A 21312-nucleotide genomic window follows, 5' to 3' on the forward strand; every position below is an offset into this window, starting at 1 on the left:
ATTCTTCTACTTCTCCAGTGACTGATACTAAATCACCAACGTTAACATTTGTGTCTTCGATATAGACGTAAATACCTTCTGATGTACGTACATCGGCATCAGCCTCAGGTGCTTCCATAAAGAATCCTTTTGAACCATCGATAAGCGTTACAATTCCTTTTACGTTTTTAACAATTTTTCCATCATATAAGGATTGATGCGCTGCCCCTTGGATATCATGAATATTCAGAGAATCAAGGGGTAAAATTGTTTGGTACTCAAAAACAGCCACTTCACTTGCTTCTCCGTCTTTGACAACTATTGCTTTAATTGTTACATCTTCCGTAACTTCTATAGCTTCACTATATACTTCACTTGTAGTTGATGGGTCTGTCCCATCTACTGTATAGTAAATCACTCCGTCTTCAACAAGTGTATCTAGCTCAACAGTTGATCCAGTTTCAATTGCTCCAGCTGCTGGATTAGCAAAAACCGAGAATGCATCTTGTACTATATCCAACGCTGAACGTGGTGTAAGCTTATATTCACTATAGTTGTAGTCAATTACTCCCGTAATTGATTCATATGTTTTTCCAACCTCTAGTAAACTAGCATCTTCTGGACGTAGCTTAAACTCACCGTTTTCATCTACACCTGTGAAGTTACCATTACTATCAACTTCAGTAATTGTAACATTTTCTACCTTGACTAACTCTGCTTCTACAGCCTCACCTGTATCAGTCGTTAAATCTTCAGCTGTAATAACCTGTACTTCTGGAATATCTTCGCTTTCAGCTACTACTTCTATAGCAGCTACTTCTAATTGTGCCATGTCAAAATATTGATTCAGTGTCCCTTCGGCAGAAATACGGTCACCAATATTAGCTGCAATATCACCACGTACGACAATTCCAGCTGAATCATCCTGTACGTATAAATTTGTTTGTCCACCTGCCACGAAAGATGCAGTAACAATTCCTTCAATTTTCGCTTCACTACCAACTTCAAGTGAGCGTGTATCTGCGATTGATTGCACTTCAAGTGGTGCTTTTACAGTGTATGAGAATGAAGCTACATTACTTGCATCCAATCCTTCTTTTACTGCAATCGCTTGAATCGTTACATCTTCAGTGATTGTGATTGGTGCATCATATAATGTGCTTTCTTCCGTAGGTAATGTGCCATCGGTTGTAAAATAAATGTCTGCACCATCAGTTGATGTTGACAAGGTTACTTCTGTGCCAGCTTCTACTTCTCCAGCGTTAACAGAAGCTTTTACTTTTGAAGCTTGTGTCACTTCCCCATCAAAGCTTGTCCAAGTAATATTATCAATGACTACTTGTTTGCCAGTAACATTTACTAACTGAATTTCAACCTCACCAGCAATATTTAATTCTTCTACTGAAAAGGTATGAACATCAGTATCATCAAAAGCTTCAGACAATCCTATTGATCCACCATTTATAAATAACTCTACTTGTCGGTCTCCGCTTCCAGTGAAGCCTTTCTTTAAATCTACTGAAAAAGAACTAATGCCATCCGAAATAGGGCTAGAAAGTATACTACTATTGTCGCTTGAACGACGTAACATTAACCCCTTACCTTCAATCGGATAATCACCTTCATCACGTGAAGCAACATATGACCAAGTCACCCCATCGTTTCCAACATATGAGTTTGTTTCATAACTTCCTGTTGCATTGGAGTTGTCAAACGTTTCTACATACTCTTCGGCAGCAAACGACTGTCGAATAAGCCCAACGTTTAACAAGTTGAACACTAATAAAGCCACTAACACAAGGCTTACTCGTTTTCTAGTTATCTTAGACACTTTCATTCTCCTCCTCTACATTCTTATCAATATATGTATACGCTTTCAAATAATTCCACAAGGTCTGATGCATGGTCTGATGTATGACATCTAACCTCGCGAGTTTAATTATATCAGTTATCCTCTAAATTAAAAATGAATTTTTTGTTGCGTTAATCTTAATTTTTGCTAATAGCAAGGGATAGTACTCATGTTGGAAAATTTTTCACAACAAAATGTTATCCCTTCAATTTAGTTTCGCACCATCCTTACTCAATTTTTACCACAATTTCACCTTTTTCCCTGTGTAACACTTTTTCTTTTTAATTAAAAATCCCCAACCTATTTTTATTCAAAGACCTTTGGTGAAGTAGTAATGAAGAAGCACTATAGATAAAGCACCATGTAATCTTCATCAAACTATTTTCATCCCTTTTTTGTTTTTTCCATACATTTCTTTTTTGGCTAGTTCATTATTTGATCAAACAGATAAATATACTTGTTCAATACCATCTAATTCATGAGCCTTTTTTAATACTACATTCATTAATGCTCTCCCTATCCCCTTACCTCCGCTTCGAGGGGAAAGATACATTGCAAATATATTTACTCTATGCTTTAATTTCATTTTTTATTTTTGTAGTAAAGTAACCACTCCAATAATTTGTCCACATTCAAATGCATCATAAGTGAAGGAAGCTCTGTTTCAATTGAAAATTCTTTCTCCTCTTCATAACTTGATGCAAATGCTTCAGGATAGTCTTTTAAAGCTTGTAATCGAAGTTGTTGATAAGCTTCTGCATGTGAGGAATCCAAAGGTCTAATATCCATAACTACAATCCTCCAAAAATGTATTAGTATAGCCTTCAAATCAAGCATAATCTGTAAAGCTATTAAAATACCACGCTTAATTTTTGAACGTTGCCTTTATTATAATAAAGTTTCACTTTAAAAATACTCTTATTTAGTCGTACTTTTCCTTATTTCTTGTAACATATACAAAGCAAATTTATTTAATTTATCATCTGGTATATCCATGCCTTTAACTTCCCCCATATATTCTTTTACAGCATCATCGACTATTTTTCGATATCGTTGGGGTAAGTTTTCCTGACCCCAATATCCACCTTCAAGTTTTGAACAAATAACACCTTCTGTTACATAATAAAGTACCCGACACAAGTTTAAAGTGAAGTAGACTGCATCATCCACAATTTCATTTTTGGCATTTTTAATATCGTACCAAATAGAATCAATATAAATATCTCTTGGTACGTCTGTAAAAACTTCATCAATTTCTTTTCCATATAAGCACTTACCTCTATGAAAAATAATAGTCAAATGGGCCGCTAATTCAGGGTCTGTATACCCTCCGCATATATAATTATTGTCTGATAAGTATCTTTCCTTATGAAAATTTGAATAGTGCAACTCAAACGGTGTTGGATGTACGATTTCATGTGCAAACCTCTCGAGAATGACACTCATTTCCACTCCCTTAGGTGGAACATTTTCTAAATGAATAATGGCATGAATGAGTTCTTTTTTTGTAGTAAAATTGATTGGTTTTTTTACGACAACAACAAAATCTATATCACTCGAATCGTTATAGCAATTCATCGCCAGTGAACCATGTAAATATATACCTACTAGATTATTATCTAATATACGCTTATATGTATCTATGATTTGATTTAATAGTTTATAAGGCTCCATTTTATACCTCGTCTTATTTTTGAATGATATATAATAGGCTGTTTTTCGCATTAATTGTTGCTTTTCGTACTAAGAGCCAAAACGTACACAAATAGAGTTCGTGGCATCTTTCCTTCTGTACAACAATGGCTAATCATGTAAAACCACTATTGTTGGAACTAATTGGATAACAATAGCCATAGTTTACTAAAAGAGCTTATATAAATTACCAGATTTTATTATATAATTAAATGAAAAAATAGAATAGACTTCGGAGGAATATTATGGTTGATCTTAACAACACTGGGAGTATTAATAATGGTGGTGCAGGAACAAGTAGTGAACTTGGCAAAGCTTTAGCTAGTAGATTAAGTCCTATCGAAGCTGCAAGAAAATTTATCCACTGTCATTTTCCAAATTGTCATGCAGCTATACTCGCAGGAAGTGTCATAAGAGGTGAGGCGACAGAGACTTCTGACCTCGATATCGTAATTTTTGACAAACATGTCGATCGTTCATATCGAGAATCACTCATTTATTTAGATTGGCCTATCGAGGTTTTTGTTCATAATTTATCTTCCTATAAGCAATTTTTTAATAGTGATTATAAAAGGGCAAGACCATCTTTACAAAGAATGGTTTCCGAAGGGATTGTCATAAAAGACTCCGACATCATAGGTCTAATCAAACAAGAGGCTAATGAAATATTAAGCAAGGGACCAGAGCAGTGGTCCGAAGAGACTATCACTATGAAACGATATTTCATTACTGATGCCCTTGATGATTTTATTGGCTGCACTGATAGGTTCGAAGCTATCTTTATTGCCAACACGTTGGCTGAACTGGTTCACGAGTTTGTACTAAGAACGAATAGGCAATGGACCGGTACGTCTAAATGGATTGTTCGCTCTTTAAATCATTTTGATAAGTCGTTTACGAAGGAATATGTCGAAGCGTTTGATTTGTTCTATCAAACGAATAATAAAGAAAAAATCATTACATTGGTAGAAAGCGTGTTACTGCCCTCTGGAGGACGTCTATTTAGTGGATTTACTTTAGGTAAAAATAAATAAGAGTTTGTCCTTACTATTTTCTAGGTCAATTTCAATAATTTACGGGTCTTTTCACTCCTTTTTCGGGTTAATTTCAATGATTTACGGGTCTTTTCACTCGTTTTTCAGGTCAATTTTATATATTTACGGGTCAACTTGCTATTTATTTGGATCTTTCACCTATTATCCATATTGAACAAGCTCTTCCGCTTGCTCACACGTTGCAGCAAGCGGTTTATCTACATATACATCTATTTGTTAATGAGAACAAGTTGAACTAATGCCGAGCATAGTACATTACACTATTTTCATTAATTTACTTCAATTCAAGGTAACTAAACTTCTTCATGCAACTCCCCTTTAGCTCCCCATGTTTCATAGTAGATTAACTTTTGTAGATCTTGGCGCTTTTCCCAGTTATGGATTTCTAGCAAAGGAGCTTTAGGGTAATTATCTGTATAACCAAGTGATAGAAGTGCAACTGGGTCGATATGTGGAGGAATATTTAATATGTCTCTAACATCATTCTTTTTGTAAAAACTTACCCAACCTAGTGCAATTCCTTCGACACAAGAGGCTAACCACATATTTTGGATGGCACAAGAAACAGACATAATATCAGTTTCAGGTATCGAATTTCTCCCGAGTACATGTGAACCACCGCGTGTCGGGTCACATGTAACACAAATCGTTAGTGGCGCTTGCTTTAAACCTTCAACTTTTAAATCTAAAAAGTTGTTCTTCCTCTCCCCTTCATAATGAATGGCCAATGCTTTACGTTCCTTATCCGCCGCCCAAGCTAACTGTTCTTTCACATCATCTGTAGTTATTAAAATGAAATTCCATGGCTGCATAAATCCAACTGATGGACCGCTATGCCCTGCCTGAAGAATTCGTTGAATAGCATCTACTGGTAATGGATCAGATAAAAAGGATCGAATATCTCTTCTTCTGCCGATGACCTTGTAAACAGCATCTCGTTCTTCATTTGAGAACATCACATCACCTTCAATCAAAATATTGTTTGTATACTGCGATTATAGCATGTATAGGTTTAGTTATAGTTTATGAAAGGACACCTTAAATGTTATTCATGTTTTCCCAAAAAGAGTAAAATAAACAGGCTGTTTTCGCATTAATTGTTTCTTGTCATACTAATAAGTATAAATCAAGCATTTGGTATCTGTTTAAACGTATAAAACCACCTAATAAAAGTTACAAGTGACCCTTTTATAATCATTAATATTTGCTAAATTTAACATCCTCGTCTCCATTATTAAATACGGAATGATTCCTTAATACTCAGTTATGTGACAAAATGTCGCATAACTAAGAGGCTGACACAAAAGTCAGCCTCAAGGAATTTCAACACATTGAAGACCTTATCAAAGCTCTAACTAGTAGTAAGTTTCTCTTACTATAAGACACTTAAGTATAATTGAAGCTCTTATCGTGAACATGCTGATACAAATAAAAGAATGCATGTAATCTCTTCTTCGTTCTTATAGCATTAATTGATATTATGAAGAATACCGCTACATGAAAAATGATTTCAACGATAGACTTGAATAAATCAAAAGAAACGTTGTGACTTACAGCTCCATCGTATTTAACATGTCTCTGAGCTTAATCAATTCATCTTTCGTAACTGTTATACCTTTACCCATTTTTTCGCCATCAGGAGACCACTCTCTAATATCAAATTTCGGCTCTCTATCGTTCCAGCTAATACTTCTAAGCTCTTTTGTCCAACCTTTCGCTGACTCAGAAAGAACTCCAAATCTATCTATTACTTCATATTTTATATTTGCCATATGATCACCTCATTTTTGTATAGTTTGTTTTATATAATAAAATATTATCACAATGACAACAACCCATTGCATCTTCTCAATTAGGAATACATCATCCCTACCTCCTATGTATACAAACAATTCTATATTTTCCACAGGGGCTATATAAGAAGCAACTTTTTAAAAAGAGATAAGAAATTTTAATATCTAATAAGTTAACGGAAAATTAGTACAATCACACCATTCATATAATGTAAAATATAGACATGAAGTATGAGGGGGTTATTTGTGAAAAAGCTTTTATCGCTATTTACACTTGTTTTATTTTTAGTAGGATGCAATTCAGGTTTAACTTTTTCAGAAACAACTATGAACCATATTGACAAAGGTGCTAGGGAATTTTTCGAATCGGTGGAGAGCGAAAATGGAGTTTATCTTTTTTTTGATGGCGAAAAAGCACTTTATGTGCTTTTAAACGGAAAAAATGTCATACAAGGAGATCCAGCTACTTACTATACGGATTTTAATGTAGAAGCTATTGATGATACAATAAACGTTCGGTTTAACAAAGATGAAACTGACGATTATACTAATAAAACCTTAAACAATCATGTATTGTTTAAGATAAATAAAGATAATGATAAGGATTATGAATACATTCGGTTTTTTAGTAATGGCCAAGAAATACCTATCGATGTAGTATCAGGTAACTAATCATGTCTCTCTGTTTTAGTCTACTAAGAAGTATTTGAAAGATAAGCAAATGATTTTAATCTGACGTATATTTACCCCGTCCAATTATAGGGTCGGGTAAACATACTTGTTTCATTTTAGAAACTTACTTCTACAAGATGCTTTGTAATCAAGATGCTTCACATTCACTTAATGATCCTCCACATCAATGAGAAACACTTTATCTTTAAAGCCACCTCTATTTTGGTTCTTTAAATCTCGCCTCTCATCAACTTTCTCAATGGTTACATGATGAACTTTTGCTAATGCATGTATGAGTTCAAGTACATCAGCTAACTCTTCTATAGCAGATTCATGATCTTTAGCATCAAGATACTCCTGCATTTCTTCTATCAGTTTTTTCTTCAATTCTTCCGTATATTCTTCTTCTGATAAATGTTTTATTCGATATTTCTTTCCTGATTGTTCAATAATTTGAGGTATGTAATCACGAACAAGTTTGTTATACAAGGGCATATGGACACTCCTTTGAACTATGAACCTTTCCCAGTTTATATTCATGAACAGAATATAAATAATGAGTCTGAAAAAATTGAATGAAACTAAAAGTGAAAATGAAATACTATTATTGCACATTTAAAAGGAGCGTCAAAAAAGTCAAGTATTGACTAATTTGACAGCCTCATAGTTATTTAATCACATTACATATATTTTTCAAGGAATGCTGATACAGTTCTATAAACCTTTAACTCATTCTCCAGCTTTGAAAATCCATGTCCCTCGTCTTCTAACACCATATATTCAACATCTCGACCTTTTTCTTGTAGTGCTGCTACGATTTGATCAGATTCTGCTTTTACAACACGTGGGTCGTTCGCTCCTTGAATAACAAGCATTGGTTTGGTCATGTTATCTAAATATGTAATCGGAGAAAATTCAATTAACTTCTCTTTGTCTTTTTCCGGGTTTCCGACCCATTGATCCATACTTGGTTTCCAGAAATCTGGTACAGAATTAATAAACGAAAACAAATCACTAGGACCAAAAATATCAACTACAGCTTTAAAATATTCCGGATGCCTTCCATGTAGCAATAATGACATGTAGCCACCATAGCTTCCACCTATTAGGAAAATCTTATCTCGATCGGCATAGCCATTTTTAATTAGGTATTCTAACCCTTCAATATTATCAAGGCGTGGACCATGTCCCCAATCACCTTCAACCATTTTTGTAAACTTCAACCCATATCCAGTAGAGCCTCGGAAATTAGGTGCAAAAATACTAAATCCTTCATTAATTAAATATTGAAACACACCTCTAAAGAATTTTCGTTCGCCATATTGAGGTCCACCGTGTGGCCAAAAAATAACATGACCATTGCTATGTGCAGCTGTTGCTTTAAAGAAGAGTGCTTCTATCTCGAGTCCATCAAACGACTCATACTTAATTACCTCGGGATCGACTAACTGTTTCTCATCTACACCGAGCACACGATTGTTTGTTAGCTGCTTCCATGTATGTGAGTTACTTTCTTTTTTATAAATATTTGCTGGCTTTGTAGCAGAAGTGCCTAATAAATATAAATGACCACTTTCTGTAACAGTTAACTTTTGAACCTCTCCTACTGGACTCTCTACTTCTTCTAATTTCTTCGAATCTATTTCGTATCGATATAGAAGATCTTCAACACCCTTATCGCTAACAGCGTACAGTTGTTTATGTTGTTTATCATATTTAATCATTTTGAACCCTGCACCAGGTACTGAAACTAGTTTGTTAAACTCTTTAGTTTCAATATTAAATTTAGCAATATACGAAAAATCCTCACCATAATCAGTTATTAGAAAAATTTCTGTCTCTGAAACATATATAGCATCTGTTACAGTGTGCTGCTCATTCGTTTCTGGTGTTAAGGAAATGATCTCCTCATTTACTTTTACATAGGATAGCTTGTGAGTGTTAGAGAAAAACTTACTAATAATAAAGCTCTCTTCACTAGGGCTAAAATCTAGTAAAAATGTAGCCGCGCCTTCCCCATCATGAATGACTTGTTCTTTCCCTGAATCGAGGTGATAGCAATAACTCTTTAGGAAAGTCGGTTCATCTTTTGAAGATGTATAGTATAAACGTTTGCCATCATCTGATAAAATCGGTGAAATGTGACGATTGCCTTCTGAGGTTCTAACTGGCTGTAATTCGCCACCGTGTGGAGGAATCATATAGAGTTGAGCGTTTTCATCCCCTTCATGATCAAATGCTGCGATTACAAATTTTCCACTCTTGTCATACTGAAGTCCATGGCAGCTTTGATCATTAAATGTAAGTGGATATGGAAATTCATTTGGTAAATCCATTGCCCACAAATTAAATTTACCACTAATATTCGTACTGAAAATAAGTTGACTTTCATCACTACTTACAACAAAATCTTGTATTTTATATGCTCGTAAAAATTGTTCTACATCTGGCTTTTTAAATGTTTCCACTCTGTCTTCCCCCTAACTAATAGATTATCATTTAGGCTGTTTTCTCAATAATTGTTGCTTTTCGTTCTTAAATATAAGCACGTATAGTTGGACCTTTGCTACTTTTACAATTACTGAGCTCTCATAAAACTCATCATTCTGTATATTTTTTAATGAAAAAAAAACAAAGTTTTACGAAAAGAGCCATAAGTTATTATGTAATATGCTCACTATTCATATTTTATTTTAAGTGACGACATTGTCACTTTCAAGTGTTTTTTGTTAATTTTCTTAATTTTTTTATTATGTTTATTTTAACTTTTTCAATGGACATATGGATAACATGGAATTCATAAACTATATATCATAAACATCCAACGTTAGGATCACATATCAAGGAGTGTTCATAATGAAAAAACGACATCAGATTCATTCGGAAGATGTGCCTCAGCCAATTAGGGAAGATGGAGCTGGTGCTACTGATCTTGGACCTAGAGACATTTTGAGAGATATAGAGAACCCCGATATGCTCGTCCCTCCTAAGACTGATGCTGGCAGAATACCTAATCTAAAGTTCTCATTTTCTGATACACCAATGAGTCTATATCACGGAGGGTGGGCACGAGAAGTGACTGTTAGAGAACTACCAATTGCAACTACAATCGCAGGTGTCAATATGCGTCTAACCCCAGGTGGCGTACGGGAGTTACACTGGCATAAAGAAGCCGAGTGGGCTTATTTGCTTCTAGGGAAAGCACGGATCACAGCAGTTGATCAGGATGGTAGAAACTTTATTGCAGATGTAGAGGCAGGTGACCTTTGGTATTTTCCACCAGGCATTCCACATTCGATTCAGGGATTGGATGGAGGCTGTGAATTCTTACTCTTATTTGATGATGGAAATTTTACGGAGAGCGATACCTTTATGCTCTCTGACTGGTTTGCTCATACACCAAAAGATATATTGGTAAATAACTTTGGAGTATCTGAAAGTGCTTTTGCTCATATTCCTACCAAGCAACGATACATGTTTCAAGCACAAGTTCCTAAGCCTATAAACAATCAAGCTATTCAAAGTCCCTATGGAACTGTACCAAAGAGCTTTACGCATCGTTTAATGGCACAAGAGCCAATCATAACTTCTGGAGGAACTGTTCGAATCGTTGATTCTACCAATTTTCCTGTTTCAACTACGATTGCAGCAGCTCTAGTTGAGATCAAGCCTGGTGCCATGAGAGAAATGCACTGGCACCCAAACACAGATGAATGGCAATATTATCTTACTGGTAAGGGAAGAATGACAGTATTTGCAGCAGAAGGTACCGCACGGACCTTTAATTATAGAGCTGGAGATGTTGGTTATGTCCCGTTTGCTTTCGGACATTATATACAAAACATAGGAGAAGAAAGTCTTTGGTTTTTAGAAGTTTTTAAGAGTAACCGCTTTGAAGATATATCTTTAAATCAATGGTTAGCATTAACACCACATGAGTTAGTGCAAGCTAATTTGCATGTTGGGCCAGAGCTAATGAACGCTTTACGACAAGAGAAGTGGCCTGTCGTAAAATATACTAATACGTAAATATTAACTAGGTAAATTGTTATTGATCTCCTAAAAAATCAATACATTTTGAACAGTAAAGGCTTTGTATGCTCTAGTGCTACACAGTCATTGTAAAAAACGCTTTCTTTTAAGTCATCTCCTGATTGAAATACACAAATAGACCTTTTAATAAATCCAACGCTTTTCGTAAAACACTAATTTAATTTCTGGATAAAGACATGATTCTTTGATATGTCCACTGTTTCCAATTAAAACCTTGTTCTATTATAGTGTTTATTACTTCATCTATGGACAGCTTAGGATTTAAGATGGTCCCGTTTTTTGTTTACTACAAGATAAGAAATATACATATTTGTAATTTAATAACAAATTCGCCAGACGGCAGAACCTTTTAAAAGTTCCACTAATATGAGATTCTCGACACTTATTAGTGGAACTTTTTTAAGTTTTATTGAGGTTTTAATATCAAAACCGATTTCGCCACCCAATCATGTACCACAAAACGTTCGGTATGGTTTGACTGATGGGTCTGGTGGTGTGCTATATTCAATCTGTTCCGAAGTGTGGTCGTATGGGTTCGAAAGGACGTGTAGTAGTCGCTGCATCACGCTATAATCTCCTCTTTCCACTGCTGCATCAAGCGCATCCTCTACCCGATGATTGCGGGGGATGATTGCAGGATTATTACCCTTCATCAACTGTTTCGATGCAGCACTCGATTCTAGTTGCCTTTCTAACCTCGCTTGCCACCTTTCATACCAAGTAACAAATTCCCCTGTCTTAAACATCACTGTATCCTGTAAAGTATCAAAAGTTAATGCACGGAATGTATTCGTATAATCAGCACGGTTCTCTTGCATCATCTTTAAAAGATCTTTAATAAGAATTTCATCCTTTTCCTCTTCATTAAATAGCCCAAGCTTTGCTCTCATACCTGAAAGCCAATGACTATAAAATAAATCATTATATGCTGAAATCTTTTCCTGAGCGATGTCAATTGCTTGTTTCTCTTTAACATGTAGTAGCGGCAACAAAGATTCAGCAAACCTTGCGAGATTCCATCCGCCTATCATTGGTTGATTACCAAAAGCATAGCGTCCTTGTGTATCAATCGAACTGAACACCGTAGCTTCATCATAGTGATCCATAAAGGCACAAGGACCATAATCGATCGTTTCTCCGCTAATGGTTGTGTTATCAGTATTCATTACTCCATGGATAAAGCCAACAAGCTGCCATTTAGCAATAAGTGAAGCTTGGCGCTCGATTACTTCCTGAAGTAGTGCAACGTATCGATTTTCATCGGCACTGACATCAGGAAAATGCCGATCCAAAGTATAATCTGCTAGTATTTTGAGTTCTTCAACTGTACACCCATTCCGAACGTATTGAAAGGTACCAACACGGATATGACTGGCAGCGATACGAGTTAATATAGCACCTGCTAAATCCGTTTCACGTATAACTGGCTCACCAGTTGTTACTACTGCCAAACTACGTGTAGTGGGGATATTTAGAGCATGCATCGCCTCACTAATAATATATTCACGGAGCATCGGTCCAAGAGCTGCACGACCATCACCACCACGGGAATATGTTGTCCTACCTGAACCTTTTAGCTGAATATCAACAAGCTCACCTTGAGGTGTATGCTGTTCGCCTATTAGTAAAGCCCGACCATCCCCCAGCATAGTAAAGTGCCCAAATTGGTGTCCTGCATAAGCTTGTGCAATAGGCTGAGCACCTTCAGGAACATCATTACCAGCAAATATCGCGAGCCCTTCTTCACTTTGTAGTTCCTGGACGTTCAACCCTAGTGTAGCTGCAACTTGCTCGTTAAGTATTATTAACTTAGGTGATCGTACAGGGTTTAAGCTTAAACTAGAGAAGAATGACTTCGGTAAACGAGCATAACTATGATCTAGGCTCCATCCGATTTCTTTTTTACTTGTCATTGTAACTCCTTTGCTATACTTATTTTTTGTAGTCCTTATTTTTTTACAAACAAAGTACCCTCTTTTTCTATCACTGTTTTCACATTGATTATAGTTTTTCGGTAAGATTGACAACTGTATAAAGTTACAGTTTTCAGTTCTCATTTATTAATAGCAGCTATATTCACAAAAATCGCCCTGCCAATAACACTTATGTTACATTTTAGTATAAATCTAAAAACGATCAGTAGCACCAATCAATCATTTTATTTATTTTTTATTAACCATTCCTGTAGTTTATGTCTTAAAGTAAATAACGATACAGGGTCATCTACTAATTGCGGATTTGATCTCATATTCATTAACGTTTCAGTGTTTTGGTCAATTTCTTGTATCATCTCTTGTAAACTATCATCTAACACTTGATGCGGTTGTGTAAAGAAAGATGATATTTCCTCTGCTAATGATTGTTCAAACCAATTGAACCTTTCTAGCAATTGATTTGTAAAGGCATCTGTTACATCAACGTAATCTTCATTTTCAACAAAATTTTTGTACTTATTATATATCATTTCATTATTTGGCTGCAGCATTCCAAACAACTTTCCAGCACTCTTTAGCATCATCTGAGAAGGAGTTCGTCTTAAAAAGATATTCTGCTTTGTAAAATTTGTTTTTACTGCCAATCTATTAGCATCTCTTCGCCAATCATCTAATAATTTGAAGTCGCATTCTAATTTCACTTTTTCTTCTTCATATATTTTATTAAATTCAACGCTCATTTCAGTTAAAAATTCCTGACTATCTCGTAGTACTTCTCCCGACATTTCAACCCATTGTTCAATGGAATTGCGTAATTTAGGTAAAGTTGTTTGTTCAATATATTGTTGTATCCTCATATTCATTTCTTCATTAATTTGATGGTGGATCGTGCCTAAATCACTAAGCTCACTAATCATATTTGAACATTCTTTTAATATTCTTGGAATATTGTCTTCCAATTCTGCTCTATACTCTTCTTTACGCGATCTGAACATATTTATAATCACTTGTACTTTTTCTTTCTCTATATCACTTAATTGGTTAATTGCCCCATTTAGCTTCGATACCATTTCTTCTTGTGATTGTATTTCATTCGTTAACGCTTGTTCATTTTCAATGCGTTTTTGCAAAATATAAGTAATCGTTTCTCGAATATAATAGAGAATCTTTTTCGTACGTTCATGCATGAGCTTTTTATTAGTTAAACCTGATTTCACCGCGTTCGCTAATTCATAAAAGTTCGATTTGTTCATTTCATGTTTCGTGTATGAGAAAATTCGAGCATTGGGGAAATACTTGTGAATGATAACCTTAGTATCCGCTATCGTTTCTTCATGAATATCCTTATAATAATCCCGTTCTACTGTCATTGAAACAAAATGCACAGGTAAAGACGGATTCCTTTCTTGTAGCTTAATTAACAATTCCACCTCTTTTTCTGTCAAAATGTTGCTACTATCAAGAACATAAATTAATGAATCTGCAAGTGGTAGATATTTCAACAACATTTGGTTATGACTTAAGAAGCCTGGCGTATTCATCATTGTTATTTGATGTTGTTGTAGAAATGTTGATGGTAGCTTAAAATCAAAGATTGTATTCGTGTCAATCGAACCAAAAGAAAGCGTTTGATGAAATTCACTTAAACTTGAAATTTCTTTTACAGCCGAATCCAAAACCTCTCTGATTTCCTTCTTCTCTCCATTGCTAAATACGACAAAAGGTGTAGATCGGTTCTCTGCTAAAACATGATCCCCTACCAAGGAATTGATAAAAGTAGCTTTCCCATTTTCAAATGCACTTGCAATTAGCACACGTTGTGTTTGTAAAGTTGTTAGTTCGTTTACAATCCACTTCAAACGATTACCTACATGTAACGAGTGTTGGTTTGACCAAGTTAAGATGTCATCAAATAAAGTTAAACTATCCTCAAGTCCGTTCTCATACAGACGATCTGTTAAAACGTGTTGTTCACATTGTCGAGCAATATCAATTGGGATGTCTCCATTAAAAACCTCATTCCAAGATAAGATTGCTGCAGACACAAACATTGCTTCATTATCAGGTGTAATATGTTTCCACACGTGCAAATAGATAGGGACAAGTTTAGCTAACTCTTTAATTGAATATGGTCCATGAAGAAAATCTATATAAGATTTCTTATATAGTTCACTTAACTTCTCCCACTTACGAAGTTTGTTGTCTTCATCATCCTCTCCAACTAATATCTCATTAATTACTGTAATCCAAGCAAAATAGTATTCCTCTTCTTTATAGCTCATCCAAAGTGATTGGACCATTGACTCAAAATGAGATAAATCAATTTGGTACAAAATAAGCAAAGGTTCTTTAAAAAGGTCGGGGTTTATTGATTTTGCCCAACCTTCCTCTATGTATATCATTAAAGTGTTATACCACTCGATTGATCCTAATCGTACTGCTTCATTCTTTGCCAGCTCAATCATGCTAAAATAATCTTCTTGTTCCTCAAAATAATTTTGAGCTAACTTCGTTACATTCGAATAATCTGGGTTAAATGCGACAGCATCTCTAATAGCTTTATTCGCTAACTGTGTATTTCCTTGGTCAATATAAAGAGTATGTAACTTTAAAGAAATTTCAGAAGTAAGTGTATTTGAGGTTGTTATAATTGAAGAATAAACATGCTCAGCCTCAGCATACATCTGTAGTTCAAGGTATGCATCTGCAATATTTTTCTGAGCCCAAGGTTTAAGCTCATTTTCAACCTTTTCCCATTTAAAAATGGCTGCTTCGTAATCATTACTTAAGTAGTAAACCTCCCCTTGAGCATACCTAATAAAGGATAACTCAGGCTGTTCACGTTGCTGCTCATGAACAAAAAGCTCACCAAGCACACGAATAGGATAACTTGATTGATAATCTCCCATAAAAGTCTCGTAATAAGACTTATTAATTAATTGTTGTTCTACAGTCATGACATTCCTCCGATGTATTTATTGTTAAGCCATGTAGCCAAAACTGACCGCTGTTACTGTATTCTATCAAAATTCTAAGCAAAGTAGATTTCAATACACTTTCATTTTTGTTACAAACAAAGAGAAAACTGTAATGATTCACAATTTAGAAGAAATGAATACCCTTTTAACAATTTATGTTAATGTAATACTATAGATTAATAACAGAAGGGAGTGCTTGAACAGTGTTAACAATTCACCATAAAACATATATTAAAATTCCAAAAGAAATAGTATATAAGACGATTACTACTGCTGATGGCTGGAATGCATGGTTTACAGACCAAACATCTTTAAATATGAATGCGGATGGTACAGGTGATATTCGGTTCAAATGGAGTAATTTCGGAATTGAAAATGCAAACCTTGAAGATGGTGGAAAAATAATTGAGAGTATACCTAATAAAAAATTTGTTTTTCAATGGTCACCAGGAACAACACACACTACAGTCACTCTTAAACTAGAGCCATATAAAGAAGGCACATTGATTGACCTCACAGAGACTGGTTATGCTAAATCGGATAAAGACCTCAAGGCATGTATAGGGTGTGCAACAGGTTGGGGAGAAGCACTTACCCTATTAAAGTTATACCTAGAAGAAGGAATTGTTTATAAACAGGATTTATAAACAATAGTTGAAATCATCCAATCAACTTAATAAATTAATGCTATTATTACTAAACTAGACGAGGGTTTATGGATATTCCATTGTTACTAAGCTGGACAACAACTACCACAAACATTAGTTGAAAACAGTCTATATTTATAAGATTCTCTGCACCCTACCAACTTGACCATCAATTAACCTTACTTTAATACCATGGGGGTGATGAGGTGAGTTTGTTAGAATATCTTTTACAATACCTCTAGTTAGTGCTCCAGTCATTTGATCTTTTTTTAACACTATCTCTACTTCAAGCCCTCGTTTAATGTTTGACCTTTGCTGACCGTTCATTGTTATCACCTGTTCTCCTTTATTATGTAATACTGTGTTTGCAAATTTATAACAATTATATATGATTGATAAGGCTTTTTTCAAAGCAAGTACATTCATGAACTCTTTTGTACTTTGTTTTTATATTGTCTTTATCTTCACCATTATAATAGGCAAAAGCTTGAACAGGGTGTAATGCTGGCACTTTAGCTGTTAGTATCTTTCATTTCTAGACTACCATCAATATACACATGCAAATAAGACTCTACATCTATAAACTGATTTGTACCAGTTATGCACCCAAGGGTCATTTCTAGTCCATGCTTCTAAGCGATTTAAGCCTTTTTCTATCGCTATCTTCTCTGCCTCACATAACAGTAAATTACCAATACCGTTCGTACGAAAATCAGGATGAACAGCTATATGCCAAATCATTCCTCCTAAACCGACTCCTCTTGATCATACTGTCCTTTCCACCAATTCGTACTCAATGTCTATTAATCCAACAATTTAAGCTTTTTCTACTGCTACAAGTTCAATTGCAGGGTTGTTGTACGTCTCTTTTTCCTTTATCACATTATCAAAGTAAGCTGTTTCCAAAAATGATAATACTCTACACCTTACCCAGCCTGCCTCGTCCTTTGAAGTATAGTTCCTAATATGCATGATTTCATCCTATAAATGTTCATGAAACTCGTCCATTCGACTATTAATGTGACGAGAGGGAAAAACTTATCACTACTTTATGACTTGGGTCTTTATTAAAGGCTGTTTTCGCATTGATTGTTGCTTTTCGTTCTAAGATTTAAACACGTATACATCTAGGGTTCGTGGCATCTTTTCTTTTTATAATTATAATATCTTATAATACTTACCTTACTGTCCATTTTTTTAAACAAAGTTTACGAAAATAGCCTTATAAAATTATCATAAATTTATAGAACGATCGATAGAATGAGTACACTATGCTAAAATAAATTCTACAGTTACATAGATAGTTATTAACATATATATTATCAAAATAATTGGTGGTGTGAACTATGAACAAGGAACAGAAGGATAAGCAACTTACTGTTACGAGTGGCAAATTGAAAGACATAGACACCCAACTAGAAAAGTTAAATATTCGCGGTTCTGTTACTATTCTTGAGGATGTAAACGTTAAAGTAATATCATCACATGGATCTAGCTCCTTTCACTCAAAGATTGTTGCTGATCTCTTAAAAAATGCGGGTTCTTGTGTAATAAAAGGGAATTTCGAAATAGCTGAGATAGAAAATATGGGCAATTTACATATTATGAATGGAAAAGCACAAAAAATTGTAAGCTCAGGCAGTGTTACAATTGATCAAAAACTTCAAACAGAAAAAATGAAATGTAAAGGAGTCGTGTTTGCAAAAGAGTTATTTGCAAAGCAATTTCACATCAAACTATCAGCCAAAAGTCATATAAATAAGTTAATTGCTGAAGAAATAGTTGTGGAACGGGATAGAAAAACTATCCCATTAATTAAGAAAAAACTAGTAAGCAAGTTTATTAAAGGGGAATATATTAATCTTTCTCATGCAGAAATTGATGTTGTTGAAGGGAATAATGTAGAAATCGGCAAGGATTGTAAAATAAACACACTATATTATAAAGAAGGCTACAAAATCTCTCCAAACTCACAAGTCTTACATGTTAAAAAAAGCGGTTAGAGGCATTGGATTTGAAACAAATGCTATTTCGTTACTTATATTAATCATCCCAATTTTATGGATTTTATATGTAGCGTTTACGCGAAGTGCATTCATTTCCGCCTTACTGGTGTTTTACGATTTTTCAACTCTTACCACACTCAATTGACTATTTGTATTTGATCGACATTTTCCAGTTAGCCTAATTATACCTTTACCTCTCCTTGTTTCTTGCTCGGTTTTGTTCGATGTATGTTAAAGGCTTTGGAATATTATTGATATAGATGTAAAGGTAAAAAATTCTATACACTTTAGTTGGTATGTATAGAAGAAAATAGCCTTGATAAAAGCAAAAAGAACTAAGCGTTGCGCTTAGTTCTTTTTATTTAAATCTTTTGAACTTAACTTAGTTACCGTTTTTGTCTTTTTTTGAATCATTTTTCGTAATAATTTCGTATGTGAAATCAACGAAACCTTTTGTACCAGCAGGTGGTGCATACCAGACGATCATATAGTTTTTACCCTTTTTAAATAATTGACGTAATTCTAGAGCATCTTCGTCAGTTACATTAAATGGTTCTACATTGACAACTTTATACTTTTTATTCTTGCCATTCTTGCCAACGGCTCTTTCATTAATGAACGTTACAGCATATTCAACGTATTGTCCTTTTACTTCATTAATCGATCGTAAGCCATCTAAAGAATTTCCATCATGGACATAGCCGATTTCTGGTATTTCGATATTATCAATGAACCAACCTGAATCATTGTATCCCCAGTCAGTCATATAGCGGAAAGCAACTAAAATCTCTTGACCAGCGTATGCAGAAAGGTCAAATGTTTCTTTTTGCCAATCATCATAATGCCCTGTAAATCCTGGAAGGTTTTCTTTAATCTTTGGATAACCTTCTGTTACGATATCCGAACGAGTATTTTCATTTGCAAGGCTTGTCCAATTTTCGCCACCATCAGTTGAAACTTGTACAATCCCAAAATCCCATTGTTCTTCAATATCGATATAATTATCGAATTGCAACGTTGCCTCGTTTACATTGCTAAGGTCAGCTTCTAAAACGATAAAATTATCTGCTTCATCACCTTCGCTTGCCCATAATACTTCATTGCCTGATCCTAATGGGTCTTCAGCTACTTCCCAAGGAATTGGAAGGAAATCAATACCATCAAAGTTAATTGTACGAATCTTATCATCTAATTCAATAACTTTGAAGTTCCCTCCCCAAGCTGGAACACCATCCTTTTCGAAATCAGCAGCAGATTCAAAATTCACCTGTAGATCGATACTTTCAAACTCATAAATTCCATTTCCAGGTTTAGAGCTATCAATAACTAGTGCTGTGTTAAATCTACTAAATAGTTCAGGGAAATCAATACCTGTATTAAATGCTGACAATTGGTTGTTTACACTTTCTATACCATTATCTTCGTCTTTGATTAACTCTTGAATAAACTCTTGTCCAAATTGTTCACTTAAGTAAAGCTGTAGTAAATACGCTTGGCCATAATCTGCTAACGTTTCTGGGGCCATTCCAGCTGCTAGAAACTCATCCCACTCTACAAGTGAATTTTCTGGGTGATCTAAGAAATAATTAACATGACCCATTGGATGACCATAACCAGTTAAGTACTCTGCATAATCAGACATACCCTCATTGATCCAGTTCTCTTCATCACTATCATTATCATCATGAATTAAATGTTGATATTCATGCGCAACCGTTCCTAGGAAACCATCCAGTCTATTTTCCCAATCTAACGTATCAATTGTTATAATATTACGATCAATATATGTTTCAAATAGAGAATAATAAAACCCTGCAGTAAAAAATGGATAGTCTGGATCATTGAAGTTTTCATCAACGATGTTATCCACTAACATGATGTTTTTACCTTCTTCAGATACATAATAATCTTCTGGCAAATCAAGAATTGCTGGTAATTCAGCATGCTCTCCAGTTAAAAAGTCTGATTGTCCGAAAAACTCTGTTTCTACTGGGTAAATATTATTATCAAATTCATCTCGTAATTTATCAACTTGTTCCTGAGTGACTACGTGAGCTGGTCTTGGGTCACCCTCTGGGAAAGAAAGGTCATCTGCAACCCATACTTCTACATTTTCACCGACACTACGGAGAGTGAATGTTTTCAATTGTAAATCTTGGTTTAGGAAATATTTAGTACCACCATCAAATGAAAAAGTACCCTCAGATGAATTTTCTGCATCCACTTCCTCACCGTTTAAATTAATGTTATCAACTTGAGCAGCAATTTCTTCTCTAGCCTTTTGTAAAAACCCTTCATCCTCAGCTTGTGCTCGTAATTTTGCTCCGATATCTAAAACATCACCATATCTCTCAGCATTCCAATCTTTCGAAGCTGCGCTCACTTGAGCCCCACTCAAGGAAGGTGTAAGTAAAGACAGTGTTAGTGCTGTTGCTGAAACAGCTGAAACTAGCTTCTTTTTCATATGCATTCCCCTCTCTTTGACCTTTTTTTCCAATTTTCTACATAATGAATTAAGAAAATTGTCGACTGTAATCGCTATTATACTATAGTATTTTAAAGTTTATAAATAGTTCGAAAATATTAATTTTAAGAGTTTTCTGTATATTAATTTCGCAAATTAGTGCTATAGTATTATTTTTTTTGAATTT

Annotated in this window: 17 protein-coding genes and 1 pseudogene; 5 read left to right on the plus strand and 13 right to left on the minus strand. The window is 34.8% G+C overall.

The window, feature by feature from the left end; genetic code table 11:
• The 4 genes from SLH48_RS11460 to SLH48_RS11475 form a co-directional block, all read right to left on the minus strand.
• Positions 1-1810 (minus strand): chitobiase/beta-hexosaminidase C-terminal domain-containing protein (locus tag SLH48_RS11460; RefSeq protein WP_320258260.1); only part of this gene is annotated, 1810 nt, incomplete at its 3' end.
• A gap of 460 nt (positions 1811-2270) precedes the next feature.
• Positions 2271-2417 carry a GNAT family N-acetyltransferase gene (locus SLH48_RS11465; RefSeq protein WP_320258261.1) on the minus strand — a complete coding sequence of 49 codons (147 nt, stop codon included), beginning with the start codon at positions 2415-2417 and terminating at the stop codon, positions 2271-2273.
• Positions 2414-2620, minus strand: coding sequence for a hypothetical protein (locus SLH48_RS11470; protein WP_320258262.1), 207 nt, complete (start codon positions 2618-2620; stop codon positions 2414-2416). Before SLH48_RS11470 ends, SLH48_RS11465 begins: the two co-directional genes overlap by 4 nt.
• 129 nt (positions 2621-2749) lie before the next feature.
• Entirely contained in the window at positions 2750-3505 is a 756-nt protein-coding gene (locus SLH48_RS11475; RefSeq protein WP_320258263.1) for an aminoglycoside adenylyltransferase domain-containing protein, read from the minus strand.
• 263 nt (positions 3506-3768) lie between these two features.
• On the opposite strand from SLH48_RS11475, the gene SLH48_RS11480 reads away from it, so the two are divergent.
• Complete coding sequence (locus SLH48_RS11480) at positions 3769-4557, plus strand: nucleotidyltransferase domain-containing protein (RefSeq protein WP_320258264.1); 789 nt, start codon at positions 3769-3771, stop codon at positions 4555-4557.
• A 314-nt stretch (positions 4558-4871) separates the two neighbouring features.
• Here SLH48_RS11480 and bluB read toward each other — a convergent pair whose 3' ends face one another.
• Both bluB and SLH48_RS11490 read right to left on the minus strand, forming a co-directional pair.
• Positions 4872-5534, minus strand: coding sequence for a 5,6-dimethylbenzimidazole synthase (bluB, locus tag SLH48_RS11485; protein WP_214480560.1), 663 nt, complete (start codon positions 5532-5534; stop codon positions 4872-4874).
• A 594-nt stretch (positions 5535-6128) separates the two neighbouring features.
• A complete protein-coding gene (locus SLH48_RS11490; RefSeq protein WP_320258265.1) occupies positions 6129-6350 on the minus strand; it encodes a YdbC family protein in 222 nt (73 codons plus the stop codon).
• Positions 6351-6617: 267 nt separating this feature from the next.
• Between SLH48_RS11490 and SLH48_RS11495 the strand changes: the two genes are divergently transcribed.
• A complete protein-coding gene (locus SLH48_RS11495) occupies positions 6618-7043 on the plus strand; it encodes a hypothetical protein (RefSeq protein WP_320258266.1) in 426 nt (141 codons plus the stop codon).
• Positions 7044-7211: 168 nt separating this feature from the next.
• Here SLH48_RS11495 and SLH48_RS11500 read toward each other — a convergent pair whose 3' ends face one another.
• Both SLH48_RS11500 and SLH48_RS11505 read right to left on the minus strand, forming a co-directional pair.
• Positions 7212-7538: a nucleoside triphosphate pyrophosphohydrolase gene (locus SLH48_RS11500; RefSeq protein WP_320258267.1), complete on the minus strand. Its 327-nt coding sequence runs from the start codon at positions 7536-7538 to the stop codon at positions 7212-7214.
• A gap of 185 nt (positions 7539-7723) precedes the next feature.
• Positions 7724-9511 carry a S9 family peptidase gene (locus SLH48_RS11505; RefSeq protein ID WP_320258268.1) on the minus strand — a complete coding sequence of 596 codons (1788 nt, stop codon included), beginning with the start codon at positions 9509-9511 and terminating at the stop codon, positions 7724-7726.
• A 388-nt stretch (positions 9512-9899) separates the two neighbouring features.
• Here SLH48_RS11505 and SLH48_RS11510 point away from each other — a divergent pair, with 388 nt between their 5' ends.
• Positions 9900-11072 (plus strand): oxalate decarboxylase family bicupin, encoded by a 1173-nt coding sequence (locus SLH48_RS11510; protein ID WP_320258269.1) that lies wholly within the window; start codon positions 9900-9902, stop codon positions 11070-11072.
• A 470-nt stretch (positions 11073-11542) separates the two neighbouring features.
• Here SLH48_RS11510 and SLH48_RS11515 read toward each other — a convergent pair whose 3' ends face one another.
• Both SLH48_RS11515 and SLH48_RS11520 read right to left on the minus strand, forming a co-directional pair.
• The gene (locus SLH48_RS11515; RefSeq protein WP_320258270.1) at positions 11543-13009 is read right to left on the minus strand and encodes a protein adenylyltransferase SelO; all 1467 of its coding nucleotides are present in this window, start codon (positions 13007-13009) and stop codon (positions 11543-11545) included.
• Positions 13010-13254: 245 nt separating this feature from the next.
• Positions 13255-15987, minus strand: a complete 2733-nt coding sequence (locus SLH48_RS11520) for a GTP-binding protein (protein ID WP_320258271.1) — start codon at positions 15985-15987, stop codon at positions 13255-13257.
• A gap of 224 nt (positions 15988-16211) precedes the next feature.
• On the opposite strand from SLH48_RS11520, the gene SLH48_RS11525 reads away from it, so the two are divergent.
• A complete protein-coding gene (locus SLH48_RS11525) occupies positions 16212-16655 on the plus strand; it encodes an SRPBCC domain-containing protein (protein ID WP_320258272.1) in 444 nt (147 codons plus the stop codon).
• 135 nt (positions 16656-16790) lie between these two features.
• On the opposite strand, the gene SLH48_RS11530 is transcribed toward SLH48_RS11525, so the two are convergent.
• The gene (locus SLH48_RS11530; protein WP_214480569.1) at positions 16791-16982 is read right to left on the minus strand and encodes a YwbE family protein; all 192 of its coding nucleotides are present in this window, start codon (positions 16980-16982) and stop codon (positions 16791-16793) included.
• A gap of 55 nt (positions 16983-17037) precedes the next feature.
• Positions 17038-17627: pseudogene (locus SLH48_RS11535) on the minus strand (GNAT family N-acetyltransferase).
• Between the two features lie 374 nt (positions 17628-18001).
• On the opposite strand from SLH48_RS11535, the gene SLH48_RS11540 reads away from it, so the two are divergent.
• The gene (locus SLH48_RS11540; RefSeq protein ID WP_320258273.1) at positions 18002-18658 is read left to right on the plus strand and encodes a hypothetical protein; all 657 of its coding nucleotides are present in this window, start codon (positions 18002-18004) and stop codon (positions 18656-18658) included.
• Positions 18659-19043: 385 nt separating this feature from the next.
• Here the strand turns inward: SLH48_RS11540 and SLH48_RS11545 are convergent, their stop codons facing one another.
• Positions 19044-21125 (minus strand): choice-of-anchor J domain-containing protein, encoded by a 2082-nt coding sequence (locus SLH48_RS11545; protein ID WP_320258274.1) that lies wholly within the window; start codon positions 21123-21125, stop codon positions 19044-19046.
• Positions 21126-21312 lie beyond the last annotated feature (187 nt).

The sequence above is a fragment of the Cytobacillus sp. IB215316 genome (genome assembly GCF_033963865.1).
GTDB lineage: Bacteria > Bacillota > Bacilli > Bacillales > SM2101 > Nanhaiella > Nanhaiella sioensis.